General features: G+C 72.5%; 22 protein-coding genes, 2 tRNA genes, 1 rRNA gene and 1 other RNA gene. 11 read left to right on the forward strand and 15 right to left on the reverse strand.

Annotated features, from left to right (window positions below):
• Window positions 1–99: 99 nt before the first annotated feature.
• Window positions 100–189, reverse strand: an RNA gene (gene ffs, locus ACFYML_RS03110) — signal recognition particle sRNA small type.
• A gap of 82 nt (window positions 190–271) precedes the next feature.
• On the opposite strand from ffs, the gene ACFYML_RS03115 reads away from it, so the two are divergent.
• Window positions 272–359: transfer RNA gene (locus ACFYML_RS03115), tRNA-Ser, on the forward strand.
• A gap of 192 nt (window positions 360–551) precedes the next feature.
• Here ACFYML_RS03115 and ACFYML_RS03120 read toward each other — a convergent pair.
• Together ACFYML_RS03120 and ACFYML_RS03125 are read right to left on the reverse strand one after the other, a co-directional pair.
• Window positions 552–962 (reverse strand): hypothetical protein, encoded by a 411-nt coding sequence (locus tag ACFYML_RS03120; RefSeq protein WP_387418985.1) that lies wholly within the window; start codon window positions 960–962, stop codon window positions 552–554.
• Between the two features lie 108 nt (window positions 963–1,070).
• Complete coding sequence (locus ACFYML_RS03125; RefSeq protein ID WP_387418986.1) at window positions 1,071–2,318, reverse strand: MFS transporter; 1,248 nt, start codon at window positions 2,316–2,318, stop codon at window positions 1,071–1,073.
• Between the two features lie 176 nt (window positions 2,319–2,494).
• Between ACFYML_RS03125 and ACFYML_RS03130 the strand changes: the two genes are divergently transcribed.
• The 3 genes from ACFYML_RS03130 to ACFYML_RS03140 are packed head-to-tail and all read left to right on the forward strand — an operon-like array spanning window position 2,495 to window position 4,210.
• Entirely contained in the window at window positions 2,495–3,016 is a 522-nt protein-coding gene (locus ACFYML_RS03130; protein WP_387418987.1) for a helix-turn-helix domain-containing protein, read from the forward strand.
• Window positions 3,017–3,068: 52 nt separating this feature from the next.
• Window positions 3,069–3,683 carry a hypothetical protein gene (locus ACFYML_RS03135; RefSeq protein WP_387418989.1) on the forward strand — a complete coding sequence of 205 codons (615 nt, stop codon included), beginning with the start codon at window positions 3,069–3,071 and terminating at the stop codon, window positions 3,681–3,683.
• Between the two features lie 32 nt (window positions 3,684–3,715).
• On the forward strand, window positions 3,716–4,210 hold the full coding sequence (locus ACFYML_RS03140) for a hypothetical protein (RefSeq protein ID WP_387419025.1): 495 nt from the start codon (window positions 3,716–3,718) through the stop codon (window positions 4,208–4,210).
• Window positions 4,211–4,270: 60 nt separating this feature from the next.
• On the opposite strand, the gene ACFYML_RS03145 is transcribed toward ACFYML_RS03140, so the two are convergent.
• Window positions 4,271–5,911, reverse strand: a complete 1,641-nt coding sequence (locus tag ACFYML_RS03145) for a hypothetical protein (RefSeq protein ID WP_387418990.1) — start codon at window positions 5,909–5,911, stop codon at window positions 4,271–4,273.
• Window positions 5,912–6,110: 199 nt separating this feature from the next.
• Window positions 6,111–6,200: transfer RNA gene (locus tag ACFYML_RS03150), tRNA-Ser, on the reverse strand.
• Between the two features lie 75 nt (window positions 6,201–6,275).
• On the opposite strand from ACFYML_RS03150, the gene deoD reads away from it, so the two are divergent.
• The 3 genes from deoD to ACFYML_RS03165 all read left to right on the forward strand — a co-directional run bounded on the left by deoD (window position 6,276) and on the right by ACFYML_RS03165 (window position 8,185).
• Window positions 6,276–6,983: a purine-nucleoside phosphorylase gene (gene deoD, locus ACFYML_RS03155; RefSeq protein WP_387418991.1), complete on the forward strand. Its 708-nt coding sequence runs from the start codon at window positions 6,276–6,278 to the stop codon at window positions 6,981–6,983.
• A 111-nt stretch (window positions 6,984–7,094) separates the two neighbouring features.
• Complete coding sequence (locus tag ACFYML_RS03160; RefSeq protein ID WP_387418992.1) at window positions 7,095–7,730, forward strand: TetR/AcrR family transcriptional regulator; 636 nt, start codon at window positions 7,095–7,097, stop codon at window positions 7,728–7,730.
• Entirely contained in the window at window positions 7,730–8,185 is a 456-nt protein-coding gene (locus ACFYML_RS03165; RefSeq protein ID WP_387418993.1) for an acyl-CoA thioesterase, read from the forward strand. Before ACFYML_RS03160 ends, ACFYML_RS03165 begins: the two co-directional genes overlap by 1 nt.
• 46 nt (window positions 8,186–8,231) lie before the next feature.
• On the opposite strand, the gene ACFYML_RS03170 is transcribed toward ACFYML_RS03165, so the two are convergent.
• The 4 genes from ACFYML_RS03170 to ACFYML_RS03185 form a co-directional block, all read right to left on the reverse strand.
• Window positions 8,232–8,684, reverse strand: coding sequence for a nucleoside deaminase (locus ACFYML_RS03170; protein WP_387419026.1), 453 nt, complete (start codon window positions 8,682–8,684; stop codon window positions 8,232–8,234).
• A gap of 178 nt (window positions 8,685–8,862) precedes the next feature.
• Complete coding sequence (locus ACFYML_RS03175) at window positions 8,863–9,390, reverse strand: tRNA adenosine deaminase-associated protein (protein WP_357439312.1); 528 nt, start codon at window positions 9,388–9,390, stop codon at window positions 8,863–8,865.
• A gap of 118 nt (window positions 9,391–9,508) precedes the next feature.
• Entirely contained in the window at window positions 9,509–9,679 is a 171-nt protein-coding gene (locus ACFYML_RS03180; protein WP_357439310.1) for a hypothetical protein, read from the reverse strand.
• Between the two features lie 72 nt (window positions 9,680–9,751).
• Entirely contained in the window at window positions 9,752–10,048 is a 297-nt protein-coding gene (locus ACFYML_RS03185; RefSeq protein ID WP_387419027.1) for a hypothetical protein, read from the reverse strand.
• A 223-nt stretch (window positions 10,049–10,271) separates the two neighbouring features.
• On the opposite strand from ACFYML_RS03185, the gene ACFYML_RS03190 reads away from it, so the two are divergent.
• Entirely contained in the window at window positions 10,272–11,039 is a 768-nt protein-coding gene (locus tag ACFYML_RS03190) for a M23 family metallopeptidase (protein WP_387418994.1), read from the forward strand.
• Between the two features lie 69 nt (window positions 11,040–11,108).
• Window positions 11,109–12,179, forward strand: a complete 1,071-nt coding sequence (locus tag ACFYML_RS03195) for a PHP domain-containing protein (protein WP_387418995.1) — start codon at window positions 11,109–11,111, stop codon at window positions 12,177–12,179.
• Window positions 12,180–12,300: 121 nt separating this feature from the next.
• Here ACFYML_RS03195 and ACFYML_RS03200 read toward each other — a convergent pair whose 3' ends face one another.
• Window positions 12,301–13,278: a DMT family transporter gene (locus ACFYML_RS03200; RefSeq protein WP_387418996.1), complete on the reverse strand. Its 978-nt coding sequence runs from the start codon at window positions 13,276–13,278 to the stop codon at window positions 12,301–12,303.
• 156 nt (window positions 13,279–13,434) lie between these two features.
• Between ACFYML_RS03200 and ACFYML_RS03205 the strand changes: the two genes are divergently transcribed.
• Window positions 13,435–15,105 carry a DUF885 domain-containing protein gene (locus ACFYML_RS03205; RefSeq protein ID WP_387418997.1) on the forward strand — a complete coding sequence of 557 codons (1,671 nt, stop codon included), beginning with the start codon at window positions 13,435–13,437 and terminating at the stop codon, window positions 15,103–15,105.
• A gap of 65 nt (window positions 15,106–15,170) precedes the next feature.
• On the opposite strand, the gene ACFYML_RS03210 is transcribed toward ACFYML_RS03205, so the two are convergent.
• From ACFYML_RS03210 to nudC, 3 genes are all read right to left on the reverse strand, one after another.
• Window positions 15,171–16,769, reverse strand: coding sequence for a DUF6114 domain-containing protein (locus ACFYML_RS03210; RefSeq protein WP_387418998.1), 1,599 nt, complete (start codon window positions 16,767–16,769; stop codon window positions 15,171–15,173).
• 94 nt (window positions 16,770–16,863) lie between these two features.
• A complete protein-coding gene (locus tag ACFYML_RS03215) occupies window positions 16,864–17,424 on the reverse strand; it encodes a DUF6230 family protein (protein ID WP_387419028.1) in 561 nt (186 codons plus the stop codon).
• Between the two features lie 453 nt (window positions 17,425–17,877).
• Window positions 17,878–18,801, reverse strand: coding sequence for an NAD(+) diphosphatase (gene nudC, locus ACFYML_RS03220; RefSeq protein ID WP_387418999.1), 924 nt, complete (start codon window positions 18,799–18,801; stop codon window positions 17,878–17,880).
• A 177-nt stretch (window positions 18,802–18,978) separates the two neighbouring features.
• On the opposite strand from nudC, the gene ACFYML_RS03225 reads away from it, so the two are divergent.
• Window positions 18,979–20,799 carry a VanW family protein gene (locus tag ACFYML_RS03225; protein ID WP_387419029.1) on the forward strand — a complete coding sequence of 607 codons (1,821 nt, stop codon included), beginning with the start codon at window positions 18,979–18,981 and terminating at the stop codon, window positions 20,797–20,799.
• 75 nt (window positions 20,800–20,874) lie between these two features.
• On the opposite strand, the gene ACFYML_RS03230 is transcribed toward ACFYML_RS03225, so the two are convergent.
• Together ACFYML_RS03230 and rrf are read right to left on the reverse strand one after the other, a co-directional pair.
• A complete protein-coding gene (locus ACFYML_RS03230) occupies window positions 20,875–21,501 on the reverse strand; it encodes an NADPH-dependent F420 reductase (protein ID WP_357439292.1) in 627 nt (208 codons plus the stop codon).
• A 170-nt stretch (window positions 21,502–21,671) separates the two neighbouring features.
• Window positions 21,672–21,753, reverse strand: a 5S ribosomal RNA gene (gene rrf / locus ACFYML_RS03235); the annotation flags it as partial.

Here is a 21,753-nt window from a genome sequence, read left to right on the forward strand (position 1 = left end):
CCTCCTCTCGACCGAGCCATTCTGCGCCGGTCGGGCGCGGGTGACCAACCACCACCCCGTGACCTGACCCGCAGGGACGTTACCGGCACCCGGAGACAGAAAGGCCTCCCGTGCACCCGGCAGAGCCCGCTTATCCTTGCTGCCTTCCGGCCCTGGGGAGGTTCACGAGATACCGCCGCACGGGAGGTACCACCAAGCGTACCCGACTCCGGGTCGATCTTCAGGGGGTGGTGGGGTGGCCCGCCCGGCGGAGACCTGTATCCTGGCTCGCGGAGGATTCGCCTAGAGGCCTAGGGCGCACGCTTGGAAAGCGTGTTGGGTTCACACCCTCACGAGTTCGAATCTCGTATCCTCCGCCATCGACGAAGGGCCGGCCCCAGCTGGGGCCGGCCCTTCGTCGTCACCCCGAGCGCGCCGATCGCCCCGGTCCGATCACCGCCAGAGCGGCTGCGCCCGTCCGACCAAGGCTGGTGGCATGAATCCTCACCAGAATGGACCGGACCGCGACCCCCGCAAGACATTCGTACGGGAGCGCCTCGCACGCGCGGCCGTCAATTCACGTTCCGCCAGTATGCGGTGTCGTGGAACGACGGGTAGTTACCTGCCTGCTGCATCCAGATGGTGAACTCGAACACGTTGCCCTCACGCAGGTCGTACGGGCCACCGAACGAGGCCCGAGTCTCGATGCAGTTGCCGTTGCCACCGACCGCCAGGTCGTACTTGTAGAGGTTCTGGGTGTAGTCGTAGACCCTCAGATAGACCTTCCACCCGTCCGCCTGGATGTCGCAGAGCTGCACGACGTCGCCATCGGCACGGAACCGGACGACCCCGCCCGGGTTGGCGTCATCGGTGTACATCCACTCGTCCCAGGTGGCGGCGGAGGCCGGGGCCGCGAACGTCAGGGACGCGGCGACGGCGAGCGCCGCTGCGCTTATTCCGGACAGGACACCTCGAAGTTTCATGTACTTCCTTCCCGATGATCAACAGGGCACCCAACGCTATCGAGGCGAAACCGGACAGGCAATCGCACTCCCCGCGTGACCGGGCTTTCTGCCTGACGTCGAGACCCCTCAAGCCCGGCCTCCCGGCCGGACCGAAGCCAGCGTCTGACCCGGACCGGGCATGATCGGCGGCGTCGAGTGACTCCCGCCGCGCAGCGCCCAGCCGGCGACCAGCACCGCGCCGGCCGCCGCCCCCAGCAGGATCGCCCGGTGGTCGACCAGCACCAGCAGGCCGGCGGCGGCCAGGACGGCGACCGTGCCGGGGCCGAAGGTGAGCGTGTTGACCGTGGCGGCGACCCGGCCGACCAGCGCGCCCGGGGTCTCCCGCTGCACGGCGGTCCAGACGGTGATCAGCACCAGTGGCACCCCGACCCCGACGGCCAGGGTGCCGACGGCCACCGGGACGAGGGCGGGCACGGCGCGCAGCGCCAGGCCGGCGGCGAACACCGCGACCGCCGTCGCGGTCAGCCGCCGGTCACCGAGGCGGCGTAGCAGCGCTCCGGCGGCCAGCCCGCCGACCAGCGACCCCACGCCCTGCACCATGGCGAGCACGCCGTTGAACTCCGGCGGTCGGTGCAGGCCGTCGTCCACCACGGCGTACGCGACGGTGCCGTTGATGCCCATCAGCAGCATGGTCGCGCCGGCGCAGGCGACGAGGTGCCGTAGCGGGCCGTGCCGGCGCAGGTGCCCCAGCCCGTCGGCGAGCTGCCGGCCCCAGCGCTCGGGCGGGGGCGGTGGCGCCTCGCGTACCCGGATCAGGGTGAGGGCGAGCGCGGCGAGGGCGAAGGTGGCCACGTCGAGCAGCACCACCGGGTGCCCGCCGTACGCGGCGAACAGGGCCGCGCCGATCAGCGGGGCGAGCAGCTTCATCCCCTCGTTGACGGTCATCCGCAGCCCGTTGAAGTCGCCGAGCAGTTCGCCGGGGACCACTGCGGGCACCAGTGCCGCCTCGGCGGAGTCGATCAGCACGAAGCTGACCCCGTACGCGAGCATCACCACGAAGATCAGCCAGACCCGGGCGGCGGAGTCCACCAGCAGCAGCACCGGCAGCAGCGCCGCCATCGCGACGTGCAGGGCGATCAGCAGGGGCCGGCGGCGGAACCGGTCGACCAGCACGCCGATCAGCGGGCCGACCAGGGTGGGCCCCCAGAGGCCGAGGGTGACCAGGCCGGCCAGGCTGCTCGATCCGGTCAGCTCCTTCACCCAGATCGCGGCCACCAGCAGCATCGCCGCCGTGCCGAACCCGGAGACCAGTACGGCACCCAGATACAGGCCGGCCGGACGGTTGCGCAGGACCCTTGCCGTACCCCAGCTCATGCCACCACCTCGCGGCGCTCGGCGCCGGCCTGCGGCACCAGCGCCCCGCACCGCCGATTCGCTCGCTGACGCTCACTCATGGCACCTCCCCCGGGCAGCCCGATCCTGGCCGCCCGCCACCCCCAAGTCAATGCTTGGGGGTGGGCCGGGCCACCTGATGCGGTTCAATGGCGGCCGTGAGCAGCACCGATCCGCGCCTGCGCGCGCTGGCCCACCCGGTACGACTGCGGATGCTGTCGCTGATGTGGAGCGCGCCGCTCTCCGCCGCGGCGCTCGCCCGGGAACTGGCCATCTCGCACGCCCTGGCCAGCCAGCACCTGCGTCGGCTGGAGGCCGCCGGCCTGGTGGAACTGGCCGACGTCCGCAGCCGGCGCGGCGGCCGGGAGCGCCGCTACCGCGCGGTACGCGGCCCGTGGCTCACCGACCAGCGGGAGGGGCAGGCGCTGCTCGCCGAGTCGCTGGCCCGCAACCTGCTGGACCGGGTGGCACACCGGGCCCCGGACGCGGCCGGCCTGACCATCGACGCCGAACTCTGGGTCGACCCGGAGGAGTGGGAGGCGGCCCGGCGCAGGCTGCACGCGATCATGACCGAACTGCACGACGCGGCCCGACCTCCGCACGCCCCCGGTACGGTCCGGGTGGGCGCCACGATGATGGCCTTCCCGATGACCGACGCCCCGCCGCCCACGGCAGACTGACCACCGTCGTACACATGTTCCATCCACAGCCTGTGGACGCCGAGAGGATCGGATGAGTTACCAGCTCAGCGCGGTCGTCGCCGATGTCGAGCTGCTCCGCGAGCAGACCGCCAACCTGGATCATGCGGTCCTCGCCGCGCTCCGCCAGGACTTCGCGCTGCTGCCGGTCACCCCGCAGCTCGTGACGGAGCTGACCGGCGAGCTGCCCGACTTCTGCACCGACGAGCCGTCCGCGGCGCAGCCGTTCCAGCTCGTCCTCTCGTCGCTCGTGTCAGAGATGCTGGCGGGGTGGTCGCGGCAGGGACCGGTGGCGTACCTGGAGGCGGAGTTCGCCGGCGGCCTGGGCCACCAGTCGGCGGTGGTCTGGCTGGGCGGCGCAATCAGCTGGGGCCCGTGCTTCGACGGCACCCTCGACGGACCTCGCGCGCAGTGGCCGATCAACGCGGCGCTCGCCCGGCTGGGTGCCGAGCCCGGCCCCTGGATCGACCCGTTCGCCGAGCTGGGCCTGCACCTGGAGCGCGCCACGGCCGGCTGGCTGGCGCACGGCCGGCGCGGCCTGTCCGCCGACTACTGGGACGACCTGGCCGAGGAGTGGGAACTGCGGCAATCCGAGCAGCACCAGCAACCTCCGCGCCCCGGTCCCGTTGGGGACTGGGGGAGTGCATGAGACTGCGACAGTTCGGATTCATCGCCGCGTTGATGGCAGCCGCCTCGATCGCCGGCAGCGGCGTCCGTCCACAGGGGCTGGATGTGCCCGCCCGCCCCGTCGGGGCCGCCGAGGTGGTCGGGCTCGACGGGCTGCACAACGCGGAGTTCGGCGTCACGGAGCAGGAACTGACCCGGCGCGGGGTGCTGCGTACCGACGTGGAAGCGTGCGGGCCGACGCTGGCCGGACACGAGTCGGTCAGCCCGATCTTCGTCGACGACCGCCTGGTGCTGCTCTGGCTCGACGACCCGATGAGCACGCCCGAGGGCATCACCGCCGGCACGCCGGTCAGCGAGGTGCGCGACCACTACCCGTCGGCGGTCGACCTCACCGCTCCACAGGGGACGCACCGGTTCGACGGGCTGCTCGCCCGCGACGGCGACCGGGCGTACCTCTTCCTCCACGACCGGACCGCCGTCCGGAAGATCATCGCCGGGTACGCGGACTGGGCCCGCCGCCTCTTCGACGAGGGCTACGGCCCCTGCTGACCGGAGGGAGCGGCGAAGCGCCCGGGAAGAACCCGGGCGCTTCGACCGCCAGGAGCGGGCTCAGTACAGCGGGCCGCCGCTCTGCGGCCCGGCGATACGCAGGCCGTACCGCTGGGGCCAGACGTGGTCACTGCGCAGGCCCAACCCGGTCACCGTGACGGGGTGCGGTACGAGCCCGCCCTTGGAGCCGTAGAACCGCGTTACCGACCCGGACGGGTAACCAGCGAGATCGCCGGCTACCTCTTCACCAGGCGCCGCGACGACGGCGTCCAGCCCGCCGTTGAGGTTGAGCAGCGCGACGGAGGCACCGAACTTGTCCCCGCGCTCGGCCGTATTCGGGACGGCCGATTGGCTCTGGTCGAAGGCCTGGGCACCGCTGCCGGTCAGGCCGGCGGTGGAACCCTTGAGCAGGGTGACCGAGCCGGCTTCCGCCGCCGTCCCGACCCGGTCGCCCGGCGCACCGACCAGCACGTCCGCCTTGCCGTCGCCGGTCACGTCGCCGGCCGCAAGCGCCGCACCGAAGCGGTCGCCGGCCGCCGGCTCCCCGGGTACGCCGGAGGTGCGCTGCGTGATGACCCGTACGGCGCTGCTGGACAGGCCACCGGAACGGCCCGTGAAGACCGCGATGAGGCCGCCCGTGATTTCCGGGGTCTGGGCGCTGGGCGCCCCGGCGATCACCTCGCCCAGCCCGTCGCCGTTCACGTCGCCGATAGCGAGCGCCTCACCCAGGTACCAGGCGTAATTCTCGGCTTGGCCCATCGCCCCGCGCAACGCAGCACCGGTGACCGACGTGGCGCCGGTGGATGACACGCCCGTGGCCGAGCCCCACATGAGGGTGACCAGGCCGCTGCCGTTCCAGGCAGTGCTGTCGTCCTCCTGAGGAGCGCCGATGACCAGGTCGGCGTACCGGTCACCGTTGACCTTCCCGATTGCCAGCGTGTAGCCGAAGTGGTCATTCGACTCGGACACCCCAGGCACCGCCGACTGGTCCTGAGTGAAGTATTGGGCGCCGGTGGCCGTCAGGCCGGCCGAGCCGCCGAAGAGGACAGTGACCGCGCCAGCCTCCGTCTTGCTGCCGACGCTCTCTCCGTGCGCGCCGATCGCGAGGTCGTCGCGGCCGTCCCCGTTGATGTCGCCAGCGGCGAGCGCCCCGGCAAACCAGTCGTAGTCCTCCGCGTCGTCGGGAACCCCGGGCGAACTCTGGTTGAAGTGGCGCGCCGAGTCGACCACCAGCCCTCTGCTGCTGCCCGGGATGACCCAGACCCCGCCGGCGTGGAGCCCGTTGCGGGGATCCACCTCGTCCTGGTCACCGATCGCCAGATCGTCGTAGCGGTCGCCGTTGAAGTCCCCCGCCACGAGCGCCGTGCCGAAGCAGCCGCAGCCGCCGGTTGAGCCCAGGACGCCCAGGAAGTAGTCGACCTGCGGCACGGCCGAATAGCGCACGGTCACCACGCCGGTCGGCGTCTTCGGCAGGGTGTAGTTGAAGGGATCGCCCATGGCCGCGATGTCGTCGATGCCGTCGCCGTCGAAGTCGGAACGGGTGACCCAGTTCGCCTTCATCCGGGGACGCAGCTTCACCGGGGGGGTCGCCACCCGGTCGTACTGCAGGACGACACCATCCCGGGTGATCGTCTGGACCTGGTCCGCCGCCTCGGCGGGGGCACCGAGTGCCAGCCCGGCCAGGAGCGCGATAACCGACATGCTGGCAGTTTTCCGTCGCAAATGAACCCCCCGCTCAGAATGGACGTGCCGACACCCTAATGGAGTGGATCAATGATCACCGTCGACCAAACGGCCAGTGCCGGAGACGCAGACCCGGAGCAAGCTCGGCCGGCGCCGACCCGGACCGCCAGCCAAAGCGGAAAAGCCCGGCCGATCGTTGATCAGCCGGGCTTCCGGTTGGCGGTGGCGGCGGGATTTGAACCCGCGGAGGGCGTAAACCCTCACACGCTTTCGAGGCGTGCTCCTTAGGCCACTCGGACACACCACCGCCGAGTAGGGTACAGGACCGCCGGTCCGGACGCCGAACCGGTATCCCCGGGCCCGGCCTGGCAGGATCTTTGCCATGAGTACGCACATCGGCGCTGAGCCGGGAGAGATCGCCGAGCGGGTCCTGATGCCGGGCGACCCGCTGCGGGCCAAGTGGATCGCGGAGACCTACCTCGAGGAGCCCCGCTGCTACACGACGGTCCGCGGCATGCTGGGCTTCACCGGCCGCTGGAACGGCGTCGAGGTCTCCGTCCAGGGCTCCGGCATGGGCATGCCCTCGGCCTCCATCTACGCCCATGAACTGATCAACGAGTACGGCGTGAAGACGCTGATCCGGGTCGGCTCCTGCGGTGCCCTCCGCGAGGACCTCCAACTGCGCGACGTGGTCGCCGCCATCGGCTCGTCCACCGACTCGAACATGAACCGGATGCGCTTCGACGGGCTGATCGACTACGCCCCGGTCGCCGACTTCGGGCTGCTGCGTACCTCGGTCGAGGTGGCCGAGCGGCGCGGCATCACCATGCACGTGGGCCCGATCCTGGCGGCGGACGCCTTCTACACCGACCGCCCGGACCTCTACGACACGCTGGCCGACTACGGCGTGCTGGCGGTGGAGATGGAGTCCGCGGCGCTCTACACGATCGCGGCCCGGTTCAACGCACGCGCGCTGACCATCCTCACCGTGAGCGACCACATCAAGACCGGCGAGAAGACCACCTCCGCCGAGCGCGAGCAGACCTTCAGCCAGATGGTCGAGATCGCCCTCGACACCGCCATCGCCTGACGGTCCAAAATCCTGTGCCGCCCCGCCCGCCGACTCCGGCGGCGGGGCGGCGGCGTTCCAGCTCACAAAAATAAATACGACCGGTCGTGCTTTTTTCGGTACGCTGACCGCATGACCTCCGACGGCCGGGTCGCCCGCGGCGACCGCACCCGCACCGCCGTGCTGGACGCCGCCGTGTCCCTGGCCACCGAGGCCGGCCTCGACGGCCTCTCGCTCGGCCAGCTCGCCGACACGCTCGGGGTGAGCAAGTCCGGCCTGTTCGCGCACTGGCGCTCCAAGGAGTCCCTCCAGCTCGCCACCGTCGACCGGGCGGTGGTGCAGTGGCAGGAGCGGATCATCGCCCCGGCCCTGCGTGCCCCCCGGGGCGTCCGCCGGATCTGGGCGCTGCACGACGCCCGGATCGAGTTCTACGCCGCCCGGGTGCTCCCCGGTGGTTGCTTCTTCGCCACTACGGAGTTCGAGTACAACGCCCGCCCCGGCCCGGTACGGGACCGGATCGCCGAGGCGTTCCGCCGCTGGACCGCCTTCCTCGAACGCCTCGTCCAGGAGGCGGTCGACCTCGGCGAGCTGCCCGCCGACGTCGACGTCCCGCAGCTGGCCTACGAGATCGACGCGCTCGGCATCAGCGCCGTGATGCGGTCCCGGCTGCTGGACCCGGACGCCGCCTACCGGCACGCCCGCCAGGGCCTGCTGGCCCGCCTGCGGGCCCTGTGCCCCGAACCCACCCTGCTACCGGAAGGCCCCTGATGAGCGACCCCACCGCCGCGCCGTACGGCCACGTCGAGCACGTCCCGGTCCACTTCGACGACCTCGACGCCCTCGGCATCCTGCACAACGCCCGGTACGCGGTGCTGCTGGAACGCGCCCTCACCCCGTACTGGGCCGAGCACGGCGTGTCCTTCCAGGGCGGGCCGCACAGCTCCCCCGACGTGTTCCACGCGGTACGCGAGTTCACCATCACCTACCGGGCCCCGATCAGCGGGACCGGGCCGGTGGCGGTGCATTTCTGGCTCGAACACTTCGGCACCACCAGCGCGCGGTACGCCTTCCAGTTCCGCTCGGTCGACGGCCACACCCTGCACGCCGAGGGCACCCGCGCCATCGTCCGGCTCGACCCGGCGACGATGCGCCCCACCGCGTGGACCGAGGCCGCGCGGACGATCGCCGCGACCCTCCTCCGTCCGGCCCCGGTGCCCGCCTGACGTCGGGGCAGGGGGACAGCGCAGGGCAGGGGGCAGCGCGGGGCGGTCAGCGGAAGAAGGCGCGCAGCAGCGCGGCGCTCTCCGCCTCGAGCACCCCGCCGTACACCTCCGGGCGGTGGGTGAGCCGGCGGTCGCGCAGCACGTCCCAGAGCGAACCGACCGCCCCCGTCTTCGGCTCCCAGGCGCCGAAGACCACCGTCGTGATCCGGGCCAGCGAGATAGCGCCCGCGCACATCGTGCACGGCTCGAGCGTCACCACCAGGGTGCAGCCCTCCAGCCGCCAGCGGCCCAGCCGCTCGGCGGCCCGCCGCAGCGCCAGCACCTCGGCGTGCGCCGTCGGATCCCCTCTCAGCTCCCGCTCGTTACGCCCGACGGCCAGTTCGGCGCCGTCCGGGCCGTAGACGACCGCACCGACCGGGACGTCCTCGACCACGGCGTCGGCGCCCTCCGCCGGGCCGCTGTCGGGGCCGGTCACCGCGACCTCCAGCGCCCGGCGCATCCACAGCTCGTGCCGCTGCCGGCGGCCCCCGCCGCCGGGATCGGCCAGCCCCTCGTCCGCGCCCGGGCCGACCCGGCCCAGCCGGCCGGGGGTCGGCTGCCCGGGGCGTACGGTCTCCAGCGCCGGGTCGGTGGCGTCGGCCGGCTCCGCGGCACCGGGCACCACCGGCTCGGGCGGCTCAGACCTCACGCAGCTCCTCGACCTCGTCCGCGCAGCCCAGCACCTGGCAGATCTCGGCGGTGATGTCGGCCGGCATCATCCCCTCGTGGGCGCAGAGCGAGAGCAACTTCTGTGCCGAGATGCCCAGGTCGGCCAGGAGGTCCGCGTCGCCCACCGGGTCCGCCTCCGGGTCGACCGCCGGCTGCTCGTTCTCGTCGTCGCCGCCGGTGGCCGCCCGCGGTTCCTCGGTGTCCTCCAAGCCGGTGACCGAGGTCTTCAGGTCGCCGACCAGCAGGGCACCGAGCCGGGACTCCTCCGCATACGCCGAGTCGGAGCCGAAGACGCGCAGGTCCTCACCCTCGTCGAGGCGCAGGATGACCAGGTAGGTGTCGTCGGCCTCGACGAAGAGCAGCGACAGGTCGGCGTCCGGCTCGACGTCGCGCAGCCGCTCGGCGACGTCGTCGATGTCGGTGACACCCCGCAGGTTCACCTCGTCGGCGGTCCATCCGCCGTCGACTCGTGCCACGGCAGCAGCGAAGTACGACACGGTCCCCCCAAATTGGCCTCGGCAGCACGCCGACTCGTCACGCGTGCACGTTAACCGGTCGGGTCGGCAGGCGACCGGTCAACGCCCCGAAGGGCCGGCCGTTCCTGGAGAAAGTCGGTCAGCCGGCGATGCGCCGGCGGGTGGCGATGAGCTGACGCAGGTGTTCGGTGCGGACCCGCTGCGGCCGCTCGCGCTGACGTGCCGTGCGGGCACCGGCCAACTCGGCGAGGAGTTGCAGGCGACGGCGGCTCCGGTCCGGGTCGAGCCGCGGCGGGGTGGTCCAGGCCATACCGCGAGGGTGGACCGTCACCACGCGTACGTCAAGCCGGTCTTCGCTGCGCAGCGAACCGTTCACCGCTGGTCACCAGAGCGGCCAGTCCCCGCTCTGCGCCCAGCGGACCGCGACGACGGCCGCCGCGATGCTCCACCCGCCCGCCGTGACGATCGCCACCCCGGCCGCCACCCCGCGGTCGCCGTAGCGGACCAGCACGGCGGCGGCCAGCCAGGCCAGCCCGCCGGCGACCAGCGTCCACCACGCGTAGCTGGGCACGTCGTGGCCGAGCAGGCCGAACAGGAGCAGCCAGGCGAAGGCGGTCACCGCGCCGACCGAGACGCCGCCGCCGGTGATCGGGTACGGCTCGCGCCAGGTGGGCCGCATCGGCGCCCCGGCGGGGAAGAGCCCCGACGGGGTACGCGCCGGCGGATGGACCGGGCCCGGACCGGGCTGACCGGATACGGCGGGCCACCCGTTCATCGCCTCTGCTCCCTTCACGGTCCGTAGACCTACCCAGGTGCGGCGGCGTGACTCCGCTCGCCCCCGCACGGACGCGCACCGGGTCTCGCCGTTCGTTCCTACCGTAGTGCTCTGTCAGGATGGCCGGATGCGCTCGCGATCGATCGGACGCCGGCCGGGGCCGGCGTACCCGATCCTGCTGCTGCTCGTACCGGCCCTGGTCGCCGGGTGCGGTCCCGCCGACCGCCCCACGCCGGCCGGGGGCACCGCGTGGCAGAGCCCGAGCGCAACCGCCCCGGCGCCGCCGTCCCCCGCGCTGACCACTGCCGAGCCGACCACTCCCACGCCGGCCGCCCCGTCGGCCACGCCGACCCGCTCCGACCCGCGGCACGTCTTCCCGGTCCGCGCGGACAACGTCGCGTACCACCCGACCCACTCGACGTACCCGGGGACGGACATCTTCGCCGACTGCGGGGAGCCGGTCGTCGCGGTCACCGACGGCGTGATCCTCGAGGTGAGCCGGGTGGACCGGTTCGACAAGCGGGGCCCGCGCGGGCCGTACAACGGTGGCCTCTCGGTCGCGCTGCTCGGCGACGATGGCGTCCGCTACTACGGCTCCCACCTGAGCGCCATCGCCGCCGGCGTCGACCCGGGCGTACGCGTCCGCGCCGGCCAGGCCCTCGGCAAGGTCGGGCGCACCGGCAACGCCAACAACGTGTGCCACCTGCACTTCGGCCTCTCGCCGAAGTGCCAGGGCCACGACGACTGGTGGATCCGGCGGGGCGTGATCTGGCCGGCCCCCTACCTGAACTCGTGGCGGAAGGGGGGCAATCGCGGGCCGGCCGCCGAGGTGGTCGCCTGGCAGCGCAAGCACGGCTGCCCGAAGGCGCCCACCACGACCGGCGGTGCCGGGTGACCGACGTCCACTCCCGACACTCCGCGACCCACCCGGCGACCGGCGGCGCAGGCGCGTAGGTTGCAGGACATGAGTGCCCGGGATCCCATCGCCGACCTGCGCCGGATCGCGTTCCTGCTGGAGAGGGCGAACGAGGCCACCTACCGGGTCCGGGCGTTCCGGTCGGCGGCCAAGGCGCTCGGTGCCCTGCCCGCCGGCGCGGTGGCCGATCGCGCGCGCAGCGGCAAGCTGACCGAGCTGAGCGGGGTCGGCGACGTCACCGCCCGCTGCGTGGTCGAGTCGCTGGCCGGCGAGGAACCGGTCTACCTGCGGCGGCTGGTCGCCACCGAGGGGACCGACCTGGACGCGGCCGCCGCCGCGCTGCGGGACGCGCTGCGCGGCGACTGCCACACCCACTCCGACTGGTCCGACGGCGGTTCACCGATCGAGGAGATGGCCCTCGCGGCGGTCGAGCTGGGGCACGAATATCTGGTGCTGACCGACCACTCGCCCCGGCTGACGGTGGCCCGGGGGCTCACCGCCGAGCGGCTGCGCCGGCAGCTCGACCACGTGGCCGCGGTGAACGAGGCGCTGCCGAAGGGCTTCCGCATCCTCACCGGCATCGAGGTGGACATCCTCGCGGACGGGTCGCTGGACCAGGACGAGGAGCTGCTGGCCCGGCTCGACGTGGTGGTCGGCTCGGTGCACAGCGGCCTCAACGACGACCGGGCGAAGATGACCCGGCGGATGCTCACCGCGATCGCCAACCCGCACCTGGACATCCTCGGTCACTGCACCGGGCGGATGGTGTCGTCCCGGCCGGCCGGGGTGACCGGGCCGGGCGACCGGGGGCACCGGGCGCGTACCCGCAAGGAGAGCGACTTCGACGCGGACGCCGTCTTCGCGGCCTGCGCGGAGCACGGCGTCGCCGTCGAGATCAACTCCCGGCCGGAGCGGCAGGACCCGCCCAAGCGGCTGATCCGCCGCGCCCTGGAGGCCGGCTGCTGGTTCGCCGTCAACACCGACGCGCACGCTCCCGGCCAGCTCGACTGGCAGCGGTTCGGCTGCGAGCGCGCGGCCCTCTGCGGCGTCCCGCCGAACCGGGTGGTCAACACCTGGAAGGCGGACCGCCTGGTCAAGTGGGCCCACACCCGCCGCTGACGCATCCCCGCTTCCGGACGCCACCCGCATCGGCGACCCAGCGGCATCCTCGGTGCCCGCACCACCACCTCGCCGATCTGCCGGCCCCCGGGGCGGCTCAGCGGCGGCCCCGGGCGCCGGCTCACCGGTGAGCGGCGGCCTCGGCGGCCGGCGCGGCCGCGGCGCCGACCAGCGAGCGCGACCGGGGCCGGCCCAGCATCCCCTGCGCGACCGCCACGCCGAGCAGCACGACCAGCGCACCCACCGGCTGATGCCAGTTCATCCGCTCGCCGAGCACGAGCGCGCCGACCAGCACCGCGAAGACCGGGATCAGGTACGTGACGGTGGACGCGGTGCTCGCCCCGGCGAGCCGGATGTTGCGCAGGTTGATCACGAAGGCCAGCCCGGTGCCGAGCGCGCCGAGCGCCAGCACGCTGGCGACCACCCGGGCGGACAGGCCGGCCGGCACCGGCGGCGCCCCGGCCACCAGGGGCGCGACCACCGCGAGCTGCGCCGTCGCGACCAGCAGCTGCGCCGCCGACAGCGACACACCGGAGTACGCGCTCCCCGCGATGAACTTCTTCTGGTACGGGATGGCCACGCCGTAGCAGGCCGCCGCCCCGAGGCACATGAGCTGGCCGGTGAAGTGCGACCCGCCCACACCCTCCCAGACGCCGAGCACCACCAGCACGCCGGCGAAGCCCAGCCCCAGCCCGACGGCCCGCCGCACGGTCAGCCGCTCGGTACGGAACACCAGCACCGCCAGCGGCAGCACGATCAGCGGCGTGGTGGCGTTCCAGATGCCGGCGAGCATCGACTCCACCCGCTGCTCGCCGAAGCCGAACAGGGTGAACGGCAGGGCGACGCCGAAGGCGGCGACCACGAACAGATGCGCCCAGACCCGGGGCTCCCGGGGCAGCCGGTCGCGCAGCACGGCCAGCACGACCAGCAAGGTCGCCGCGCCGGTCGCGACCCGGTAGAGGGTGAGGTGCAGCGGGTGCAGCTCGCTCACCCCCACCTTGATGAAGAGGAAGCTGGAACCCCAGATCACGCCGAGCGCGAGGAAACCGGGCAGCCAGCTACGGAGTGCCGCCCGGTCAGGAGTCAAATGCGCTGTCACCCCTGACACTCTGCCGGAGGGGTACGACGAAGTCCCGCGAAAATCGGACCCCGTGTCGACCGTCACGGCAACCCTCCGGCAACAGCCCCGCCGAACCATCGTGAACACGGCAAACACCGTCGACAACCGGGTACCACCGTCACGTAGGGTCGCAGCGTGGGACGAATCGATGACCTCGCCAACCGGTACGTGGCCGACTGGGCCCCGCTGACCCCGACCGGCGCCACCTATGTCGGCATCGCCGGCTACGACGACCAGCTCGACGACCTCACCCCGGAGGGGTACGCGGCCCGCGCCGACCTGGTCCGGCGCACCCTGGCAGATCTCGACGTGACCGAGCCGGACTCGGAGGCCGAGCGGACCGCCAAGGAGGCCATGCAGGAGCGGCTCGGGCTGGAACTCGCCCGCTACGAGGCGGGCGAGAGCAGCAGCGAGATCAACGTGATCGCCAGCGGGCTGCACGAGATCCGCATGGTCTTCGATCTCATGCCGACCGAGGGCGACGACGCCAAGGCCAACATCGCCGCCCGGCTCAACCGCTTCGCCGGCGCGCTGGAGGGTTACAAGCGCACGCTGCGCGAGGCGGCCGCGGCCGGCCACGTCAGCTCGCAGGTGCAGCTGGTCGAGGTCGCCAAGCAGTGCGACGTGTGGACCGACCCGAACGGCGACAACTTCTTCCACGGCCTGACCGAGCGGCTCGGGGCCGACGGCACGCTCGGCGCCGAGCTGCGCAAGGGTGCCGCCGCGGCGACCGCCGCCACCGCCGAGTTCGGGCAGTTCCTCCGGAACGAGCTGGCCCCGCAGGGCCGGCAGAAGCAGGCCGCCGGGCGGGAACGGTACGAGCTGGCCTCGCAGTACTTCCTCGGCGCCAAGGTCGACCTCGACGAGACGTACGCCTGGGGCTTCGCGGAGCTGGCCCGCCTGGAGTCCGAGATGCGGGCGGTGGCCGCCCGGATCGTCGGCCCGGGGGCGACCATCGACGACGCGGTGCAGGCGCTGGACTCGGACCCGGCGCGGACCATCAAGGGCAAGGAGGCCTTCCGGGACTGGATGCAGGCGCTCGCCGACAAGGCGATCAGCGAGCTGCACGGCACCCATTTCGACATCCCCGAGCAGGTCCGCCGGATCGAGTGCTGCCTCGCCCCGACCAGCGACGGCGCCATCTACTACACCGGCCCGAGCGAGGACTTCTCCCGGCCGGGGCGGATGTGGTGGGCGGTGCCGCAGGGCATCACCGACTTCTCCACCTGGCGCGAGGTGACCACCGTCTACCACGAGGGCGTGCCGGGCCACCACCTGCAGGTCGCCCAGACCGCCGTCCGCGCCGACCTGCTCAACCGCTGGCAGCGGCTGCTCTGCTGGGTCTCCGGGCACGGTGAGGGCTGGGCGCTCTACTCGGAGCGGCTGATGGACGAGCTGGGCTACCTGGAGGACCCGGGCGACAAGCTCGGCATGCTCGACGGGCAGGCGTTCCGCGCGGCCCGGGTGATCGTCGACATCGGCATGCACCTGGAACTGGAGATCCCGCGGGACAATCCGTTCGGCTTCCACCCGGGCGAGCGCTGGACCCCGGAGCTGGGCTGGGAGTTCATGCGGGCGCACTGCCGGGTGCCGGACGAGAACCTGCGCTTCGAGCTCAACCGCTACCTGGGCTGGCCGGGGCAGGCCCCCTCGTACAAGGTGGGCGAGCGGATCTGGCTCCAGGCCAGGGAGGAGGCGAAGGCCCGCAAGGGCGCCGACTTCGATCTCAAGGAGTTCCACCGGCAGGCGCTCGACCTGGGCGCGCTGGGGCTCGACCCGCTGCGCCGGGCGCTGGCCCGGCTCTGAGCGGACCGGCGGCCGGGCGTCGAAGGGTTCCTCCGGTGCCCGGCCGCTTCGCGTACTCGGCGGGCTCAGGCCAGGTCGAGCTTGAGGGTCGGCTTGGCGGTGAGCACGTTGCTGTCGACGAACGCCAGGTCGATCACCGGGTCGGTGAAGGTGATCGGCACCGGCGAGGTGATCGGGAGGCCGTCCGGGAGCGGCAGGTCCGGGGTGAGGGTGACCCGGATGCCGAGGAGCCGCCCGGAGAACCGGGTGGCGTAGAAGGCGACGTCGCCCTCCACGGTCAGCCGGTCGGTGACGTACCGCAACGTCTTGCCGGACGGCCCGTCGGCCTGGAGGACGAAGTCGTCCGTCACGCCCTTGTCCATGGTGAACTTCAGCGCCTTGAGCGTGCCGTCGTGGGTGGGCAGGTCGACGATCCCCTCGAAGCGCAGCCCGGTCATGGTCACCTGGGAGCCGGTGAGCTTGGACGGTTTGGCGGCGACGCGGGGCTGCCCCGGCTCGGCGGCGATTCGGGGCAGCGGGGTCTTGACCGGCTTCGGCTTGGTCGGTGCCGGGCTGGCACACGGATCGGCGCCCGGCCTGGTGGGCACGCCGGGCCTGGCCGAGGGGCTGCTGCTCGGCGTCGGCGCCGCGCTGGTGGTGCTCTCGGCGGGGGTGGGGCCGGTCGTGGTCTCGGTTGGCAGCGGCTCCGCGGCGGCGACCCCCGTGCTGGCCGGCTGCGGCGCGGGCGGGGGTTCCGTGCCGGCGTCACCGGGGTCCCCGCCGGCGAGGAGGCCGGTGATGCCGTCGATGATGTTGGTCAGCGGGTTGCCGTCCGACCTCTTCTTCGCCGCCAGGGGATTCGGGCTGGTCGAGGCGGACGCGGAGGCCGTCGGGCTCGGCGCCGGCGAGCTGGCGGTCGGGCAGGCGGCCGGGGCGGCGACCGCCGGCTGCTCGCCGCGGAGCGCGAGCAGGCCAACCGTGGAGACGGTGGCGAGCACCAGCAGGATTCCGTACAGCTTCGGGTCGCGGTGGCCGGAGCCGGGCGGCGGCCCCGCCGGGTCGACCACCGGCAGCACCCGGGTGCTGTCCGCGCCCGCCCCGGCCTCCCGCTCGGCCGTGGTCGACTCGCGCAACGGGTTGTACGGCTGCGGAAGCGTGTCGGTGAGCGGCCCGGTGGTCTCCTCCTCCCGCTGCCGGGGCAGCAGCTCGTCAAGGAGGGCCCGCTCGTCCTCGACGTCGTCGGCGTCCTGCGGCTCGTCGACGGCCGGTCCGGGCTGCTCGGTGCCGGCCGCCGGGCGGCCGGGCACCCAGGCGAAGCCGAGCGCGGCACCCGAGATGCCGAGCAGCATGCCGATGAAGAAGCCGCCGAGGTTGACCCCGATCAGCGAGTAGACCGCCGTCACCGCCGCCACGACCGAGTAGAAGATCCGCTGCTGCGGGGTGAACCACATGAGCAGACCGCAGACCACCAGGATGGTGGGGATCAGCCAGGCGAGGAAGCCGGTCGGCCCCATCTTCAGCGTGAGGCCGGCCAGGTTCGCCTGGGTGGTGCCGAAGATCTCCGCTCCGGCGAGCACGGTGAACAGGCCGCCCCAGAAGGGCCGGCTCCGCCGCCAGCGCCGGAAGCTGCGCCAGGCCCGGGTGACCCGGCCGGGTCGGGCGTGCTGCGCGTCCGCGGTCGTCACGTGCTCCTCCTACGAACGGTGCGGTGATACGAGGGGATTGCCGAACACGAGGGGAGGTCCGCGGAGGGCGCCCTCCGCGGACCTCCCGGTCCGATCAGGAGAAGCACTCCTTGCCAGCGGCGTCGCCGAACGCGTGCACCTTCAGCTTCAGGCCCGTCAGCTTGAAGGTGCCGGCCGTGGTGTAGCGGGCGACCTGCTCCAGCCCGGTGATGGTCACGTGCTCCGAACTCTGGCCGAACGAACCCGCCTGGGCGGCCGCGCTCAGGTCGGTGGCGTCCTGGCCGATCTTGATCTTGGTGAACGTCGCATCGCCCGCCAGCGAGTCCATCGCGATCAGCATGCCGTCCGCAGTCGCGGGCTGCCTGCCACCGCCGGCCTCGATCCGGAGCACGACGGGCAGACCAGGCACGCTCGCGTTGACCGACTGGCAGAGGTTGTACAGATCCGCGTGGCCGATCTCGGAGATCGCGACCGGCTGCGGCACGGGGTTGCCCTTCTCGTACACGACGCCGCCGTACTGCTTGAAGCCGTCGCCCTCGAGCCGGGTCGCGCCAACCTTGAACGCGGTGCCGGACACGGTGATGTTGGCGGCGATGGCGCCGTTGGCCATGCCGAAGACGATGCCGCCGGCGACGGCCGCGGCCGGAACCGCCATCGCGGCGAAGCGACGCCAGCGGGTGCCGCCACGCAACTGGCAGTCTTCCGAATCCTTCACGGGGCCCTCCTCGAAGGGATGACGTCACCGATCGCGGGACGCGACTCGGGACAAGGGGAAAGCGTGGGGCGCTTGCGGATGCCGTTGTGCCGACGGACCGCACGGTTACGCGGATGGATGCTCTCGCGAAGCGACAGAGCTCACAAGTGCCTAGCTACTGACCGGTAACAGGCCGGGAATATCAAGATCGCCTGTGGTTACCGGCGGTTAACATCCGGACGGCGATGAGCCGCGGGCAAACCATCGCGATTACGACACGACGGCAGAGAGGTCTCACCTGCGGTAGCGACCACCGGTCTTCGTCACAGTTCGGTAACGGACGGCTGGCAAACCGCTGAGGATGACAGGCCCATCACCCGTCCGGCGGGCACCGACGGACCGTCCGGCGTACGGTCAGCTCCGCCCGTTCAGCCACGACTCCAACAGATGGTGGTCGATTGAGTCGATTCGGCCCAGCGGACGCCCCTGCGCCAGCCGCGCCCGCAGTTCCCCCCGGCTGAACCAGCGGGCCGCCACCAACTCCTCGCCGTCGACCCGGACGTCGGTGGAGGCCGCCGTGGCCCGGAACCCGACCATCAGCCCCGCGGGGAACGGCCAGGCCTGCGACCCCTGGTAGGCCACGTCGACCACGCTCACCCCGGCCTCCTCGGCCAGTTCCCGGCGGACCGCGTCCTCCAGGCTCTCGCCGATCTCCACGAAGCCGGCCAGCGTCGACCAGGAGTCCTCCGCCGCGCCGCGGTGCCGGGCCAGCAGGCACCGATCGGGGTCGCCGGGCGCCTCCACCAGCACGATGACCGCCGGTTCGATCCGCGGAAAGAGCAGCCGACCACAGTCGGGGCCGGTGCAGGTGCGGACGTGCCCGCCGTCCCGGGCCGCTGCCGTCGCCCCGCAGCCGCCGCAGTACCGCTGGCCCCGGTGCCAGTGCAGCAGCCCCTTGGCGTACGCCTGCACGGCCGCCTCGGCCGGCGTCAGGCCGCCCACCAGGGCCCGTACGTCCACCGTCTCGACCGCCCCGGCCAGCTCCAGCGCCTCCGGCTCGGTCCGGCCGGAGAGGTCCACGGCGAAGACCGCCCGCCCCGCGTCCAGCCCGAGAAAGACCGTCTCGTCGGCGGCGGCGCACAGCCTTGCGGCGTCGACGGCGGCGTGTCGCACCGGCGCCCGATCCGCCGAGACCAGGCAGCGGTCCCGCCAGAACGGCAACAGCACGCTCTCCCGGTCGGCCAGCCGCGCGTCGATCCACTCCGGGTCGGCCCGCAGCGCCCCCGCCCGGTCCAGCCACCCGCCGCCGTACGCCAGAGCCTGCTCATCGGTCCGCACCCGCCCACCGTCCCACGGCCCGCTCCGGCATCGCACCCCGGGTGGAGGTGACCACCGCGACACGCTTCCCGGCGCCCCGCGACGGCGGACTCCCCGTCCGGCTCGGGCGTTGGTTACCGTAGGTGTCTTCCGGGTGGGGGAAGCGGCCCCCACGTGGTTTTCGTGATCGAGGTTCCTGTGACGCTGTACGGCGAAAAACTGCCGCCCGCCGACGACCGGCCCACTGTGCGGGTCACCGCGGTGAACTGGCCGGACGACGGGTCGGAACCAACTGTCGCGCCGACATCCGAGCCGCCCGGGGGCCGCCGGCGGTCCCGCCGGGGACGGCTGCTGCTGGCCGGCGGGATCGTCGCGGCCGTGGTCGCCGCCGGCACCGGTCTCGGCGCCTACGCGTACGCCGGGGACGTGCCCCGGGGCACCACGGTCCTCGGCGCCGAGCTGGGTGGCCGGAGCCGGGCCGAGGCGGTCCGGGCGCTGCGGGCCGAGCTGGACCGCCGGGCGGCGGCGCTGAGCGCCCCGATCAACGTCACGGTCGGCGAGAAGAGCGTCGAGGTGAAGCCGGCCGACGTCGGGCTCGCGATCGACGTGGACGCCACCGTGGCGGCGGCGGCCGCCGCCGAGGCGCACCCGGTGAGTCGCCTCGTCGGCTCCCGTACGGTCGACCCGGTGGTCACCGTCGACGCCGCTCGACTGGACGTCACGCTGCAGAAGGCGAAGGGGGGCCAGGGCCGGGAGATGACCATGCCGGCCATCATTTTCACCGGCACCACCCCGAAGCCCGTCTACCCGAAGCCGGCGCTCACGGTGGATTCGGCCGGCGCGGTCGACGTGGTGAAGGCGGGCTGGCTCGCCGGCAAGCCGGTGACCGTGCCGTTGGTCGAGAAGTGGCCGGCGACCACCCGCGAGGAGGTCGACCGGCTCGTCGCCGAGCTGGCCAAGCCCGCGGTGGCCGCCCCCGTCACGCTCACCACCGGCCGGGGCTCGGTGACCATCCCGCCCGCCGCCATCGCCAGCGGCCTGCGCTTCTCGGCCGACGACGCGGGCAAGCTGACCCCGCGGGTGGACGTCAAGCGGCTGCGTGCCGCCCTCGGCGACCGGCTGGCGAAGATCGAGGTCGAGCCGAAGGACGCCGGCCTGACCATCAGCGGCGGCAAGCCGAAGGTGATCCCCGGCCGGTCCGGGCAGCAGGTCGACTCGGCCACGCTCGGCCGGGAGCTGCTCGCCGTCCTACCGAAGGCCGACGGCCGTACGGTGACCGCCGAGCTGAAGCCCGCCGAGCCGGAGCTGACCGAGGCGAAGCTCGCCGAGCTGGGCATCAAGGAGCGGGTCTCCACCTTCACCACCCGGTTCCCCGGCGGCCTCTCCTCGCCGCGCAGCCAGAACATCGTCCAGGCGGCCAAGGACGTCGACGGCACGATCGTGAAGCCGGGCGAGACGTTCTCGCTCAACGGCCACACCGGCGAGCGCGGCTACGACCAGGGCTACCAGGACGCGCCGACCATCGTGAACGGCAAGCTGGTGCCGGGCGTCGGCGGCGGCGTATCGCAGTTCACCACGACGCTGTTCAACGCGACCTACTACGCCGGCCTGGAGGACGTCGAGCACAAGCCGCACTCGTTCTACTTCAGCCGGTACCCGGCGGTGATCGAGTCGACCATCTACTGGCCGCAGCTGGACTTCAAGTTCCGCAACAACACCCAGTACGGCGTCCTCATCGACACGTCCTACACCGCCAGCACGATCACCGTGTCGATCTGGAGCACCAAGATCTACGACAGCGTCACCACCGAGTACGGCCCCCGCCGCGACATCACCCAGCCGAAGACGGTCTACCTGGACCCCGGCCCCAAGTGCATCGCCGCCGCGGGCAGCGTGGGCTTCGCCCAGGACGCGTACCGGGTCATCAAGAAGGGCGGCAAGGTCATCAAGCGGGAGAAGTTCAGCTGGCGCTACGACCCCGAGCCGCGCTTCATCTGCGCCCCGAAGCCGGCCGGCTGACGCCCGTCGAGGTCAGACATGAGAATGCCCCGCCGGCTCGGTCGCCGGCGGGGCATTTCTGTTGAGTACGCGTCGTCAGGGCCGCGCCTCGGCCAACCCCTGCCGTACGCCGTCGGCGTCCCGGTCGGTCCCGTAGACGGGGGAGCCGGGCTGCTGCCGCCAGCTCTCGTCGAGCGAGCCGGCATCGACCGGCTCGAAGCCCAACTCGTCGACCAGTTGCATGACCAGCCGCTTGGCGTCCGGGTCGTCCCCGGCCACCGGCAGGCCGATCCGGTCCGGTGAGCCGGCCGGCCGGCCGTTGTCCATCAGGTGCGCGGCCTGGATGTTGTTGAAGACCTTCACCACCCGGGCGCCCTTGAGGTGCTCGGCGGTCCACCGGCTGGAGCTGAGGCTCCGGTCGAGCAGCTCCGCGATGTCACCGTCCCGCTGGGGGTAGTAGTTGTTCGCGTCGGCGACCAGGGCACCGTCGAAGAGCTCCGCCGGCAGGTCCGGTACGACCTTGACCGGCACGGCGATGACGACGAGGTCCGCCCCCTGCACGGTCTCCTCCAGCGTGCCCGCCATGGCGCCGGTCTCCGTCGCCAGGTCGGTGAGGCTCTGCGGCCCGCGCGAGTTGGTCACGACCACGTCGTGTCCCAGTGTCCGCAGTCGACGGGTGAGGGTGCCACCGATGTGGCCCGAGCCGACGATTCCGATCCGCATGACCACTCCTGCCCCTTCGCCGGCGTCCGGCGGTCAGTTTCCGGTCCCGTCCCGACGGTACGAGACCCGACCGCTGGTACGCGTGGATTCACCGAAGCTGTGGCGTGGCGAGCAGTGCCGGAAACGCAGTCAGGGTCACCCGAAACCGGGTGACCCTGACTGGAATGTTTGTCCGGCGGTGTCCTACTCTCCCACACCCTCCCGAGTGCAGTACCATCGGCGCTGGAGGGCTTAGCTTCCGGGTTCGGAATG

The organism is Micromonospora sp. NPDC007230, assembly GCF_042869115.1.
GTDB lineage: Bacteria > Actinomycetota > Actinomycetes > Mycobacteriales > Micromonosporaceae > Micromonospora.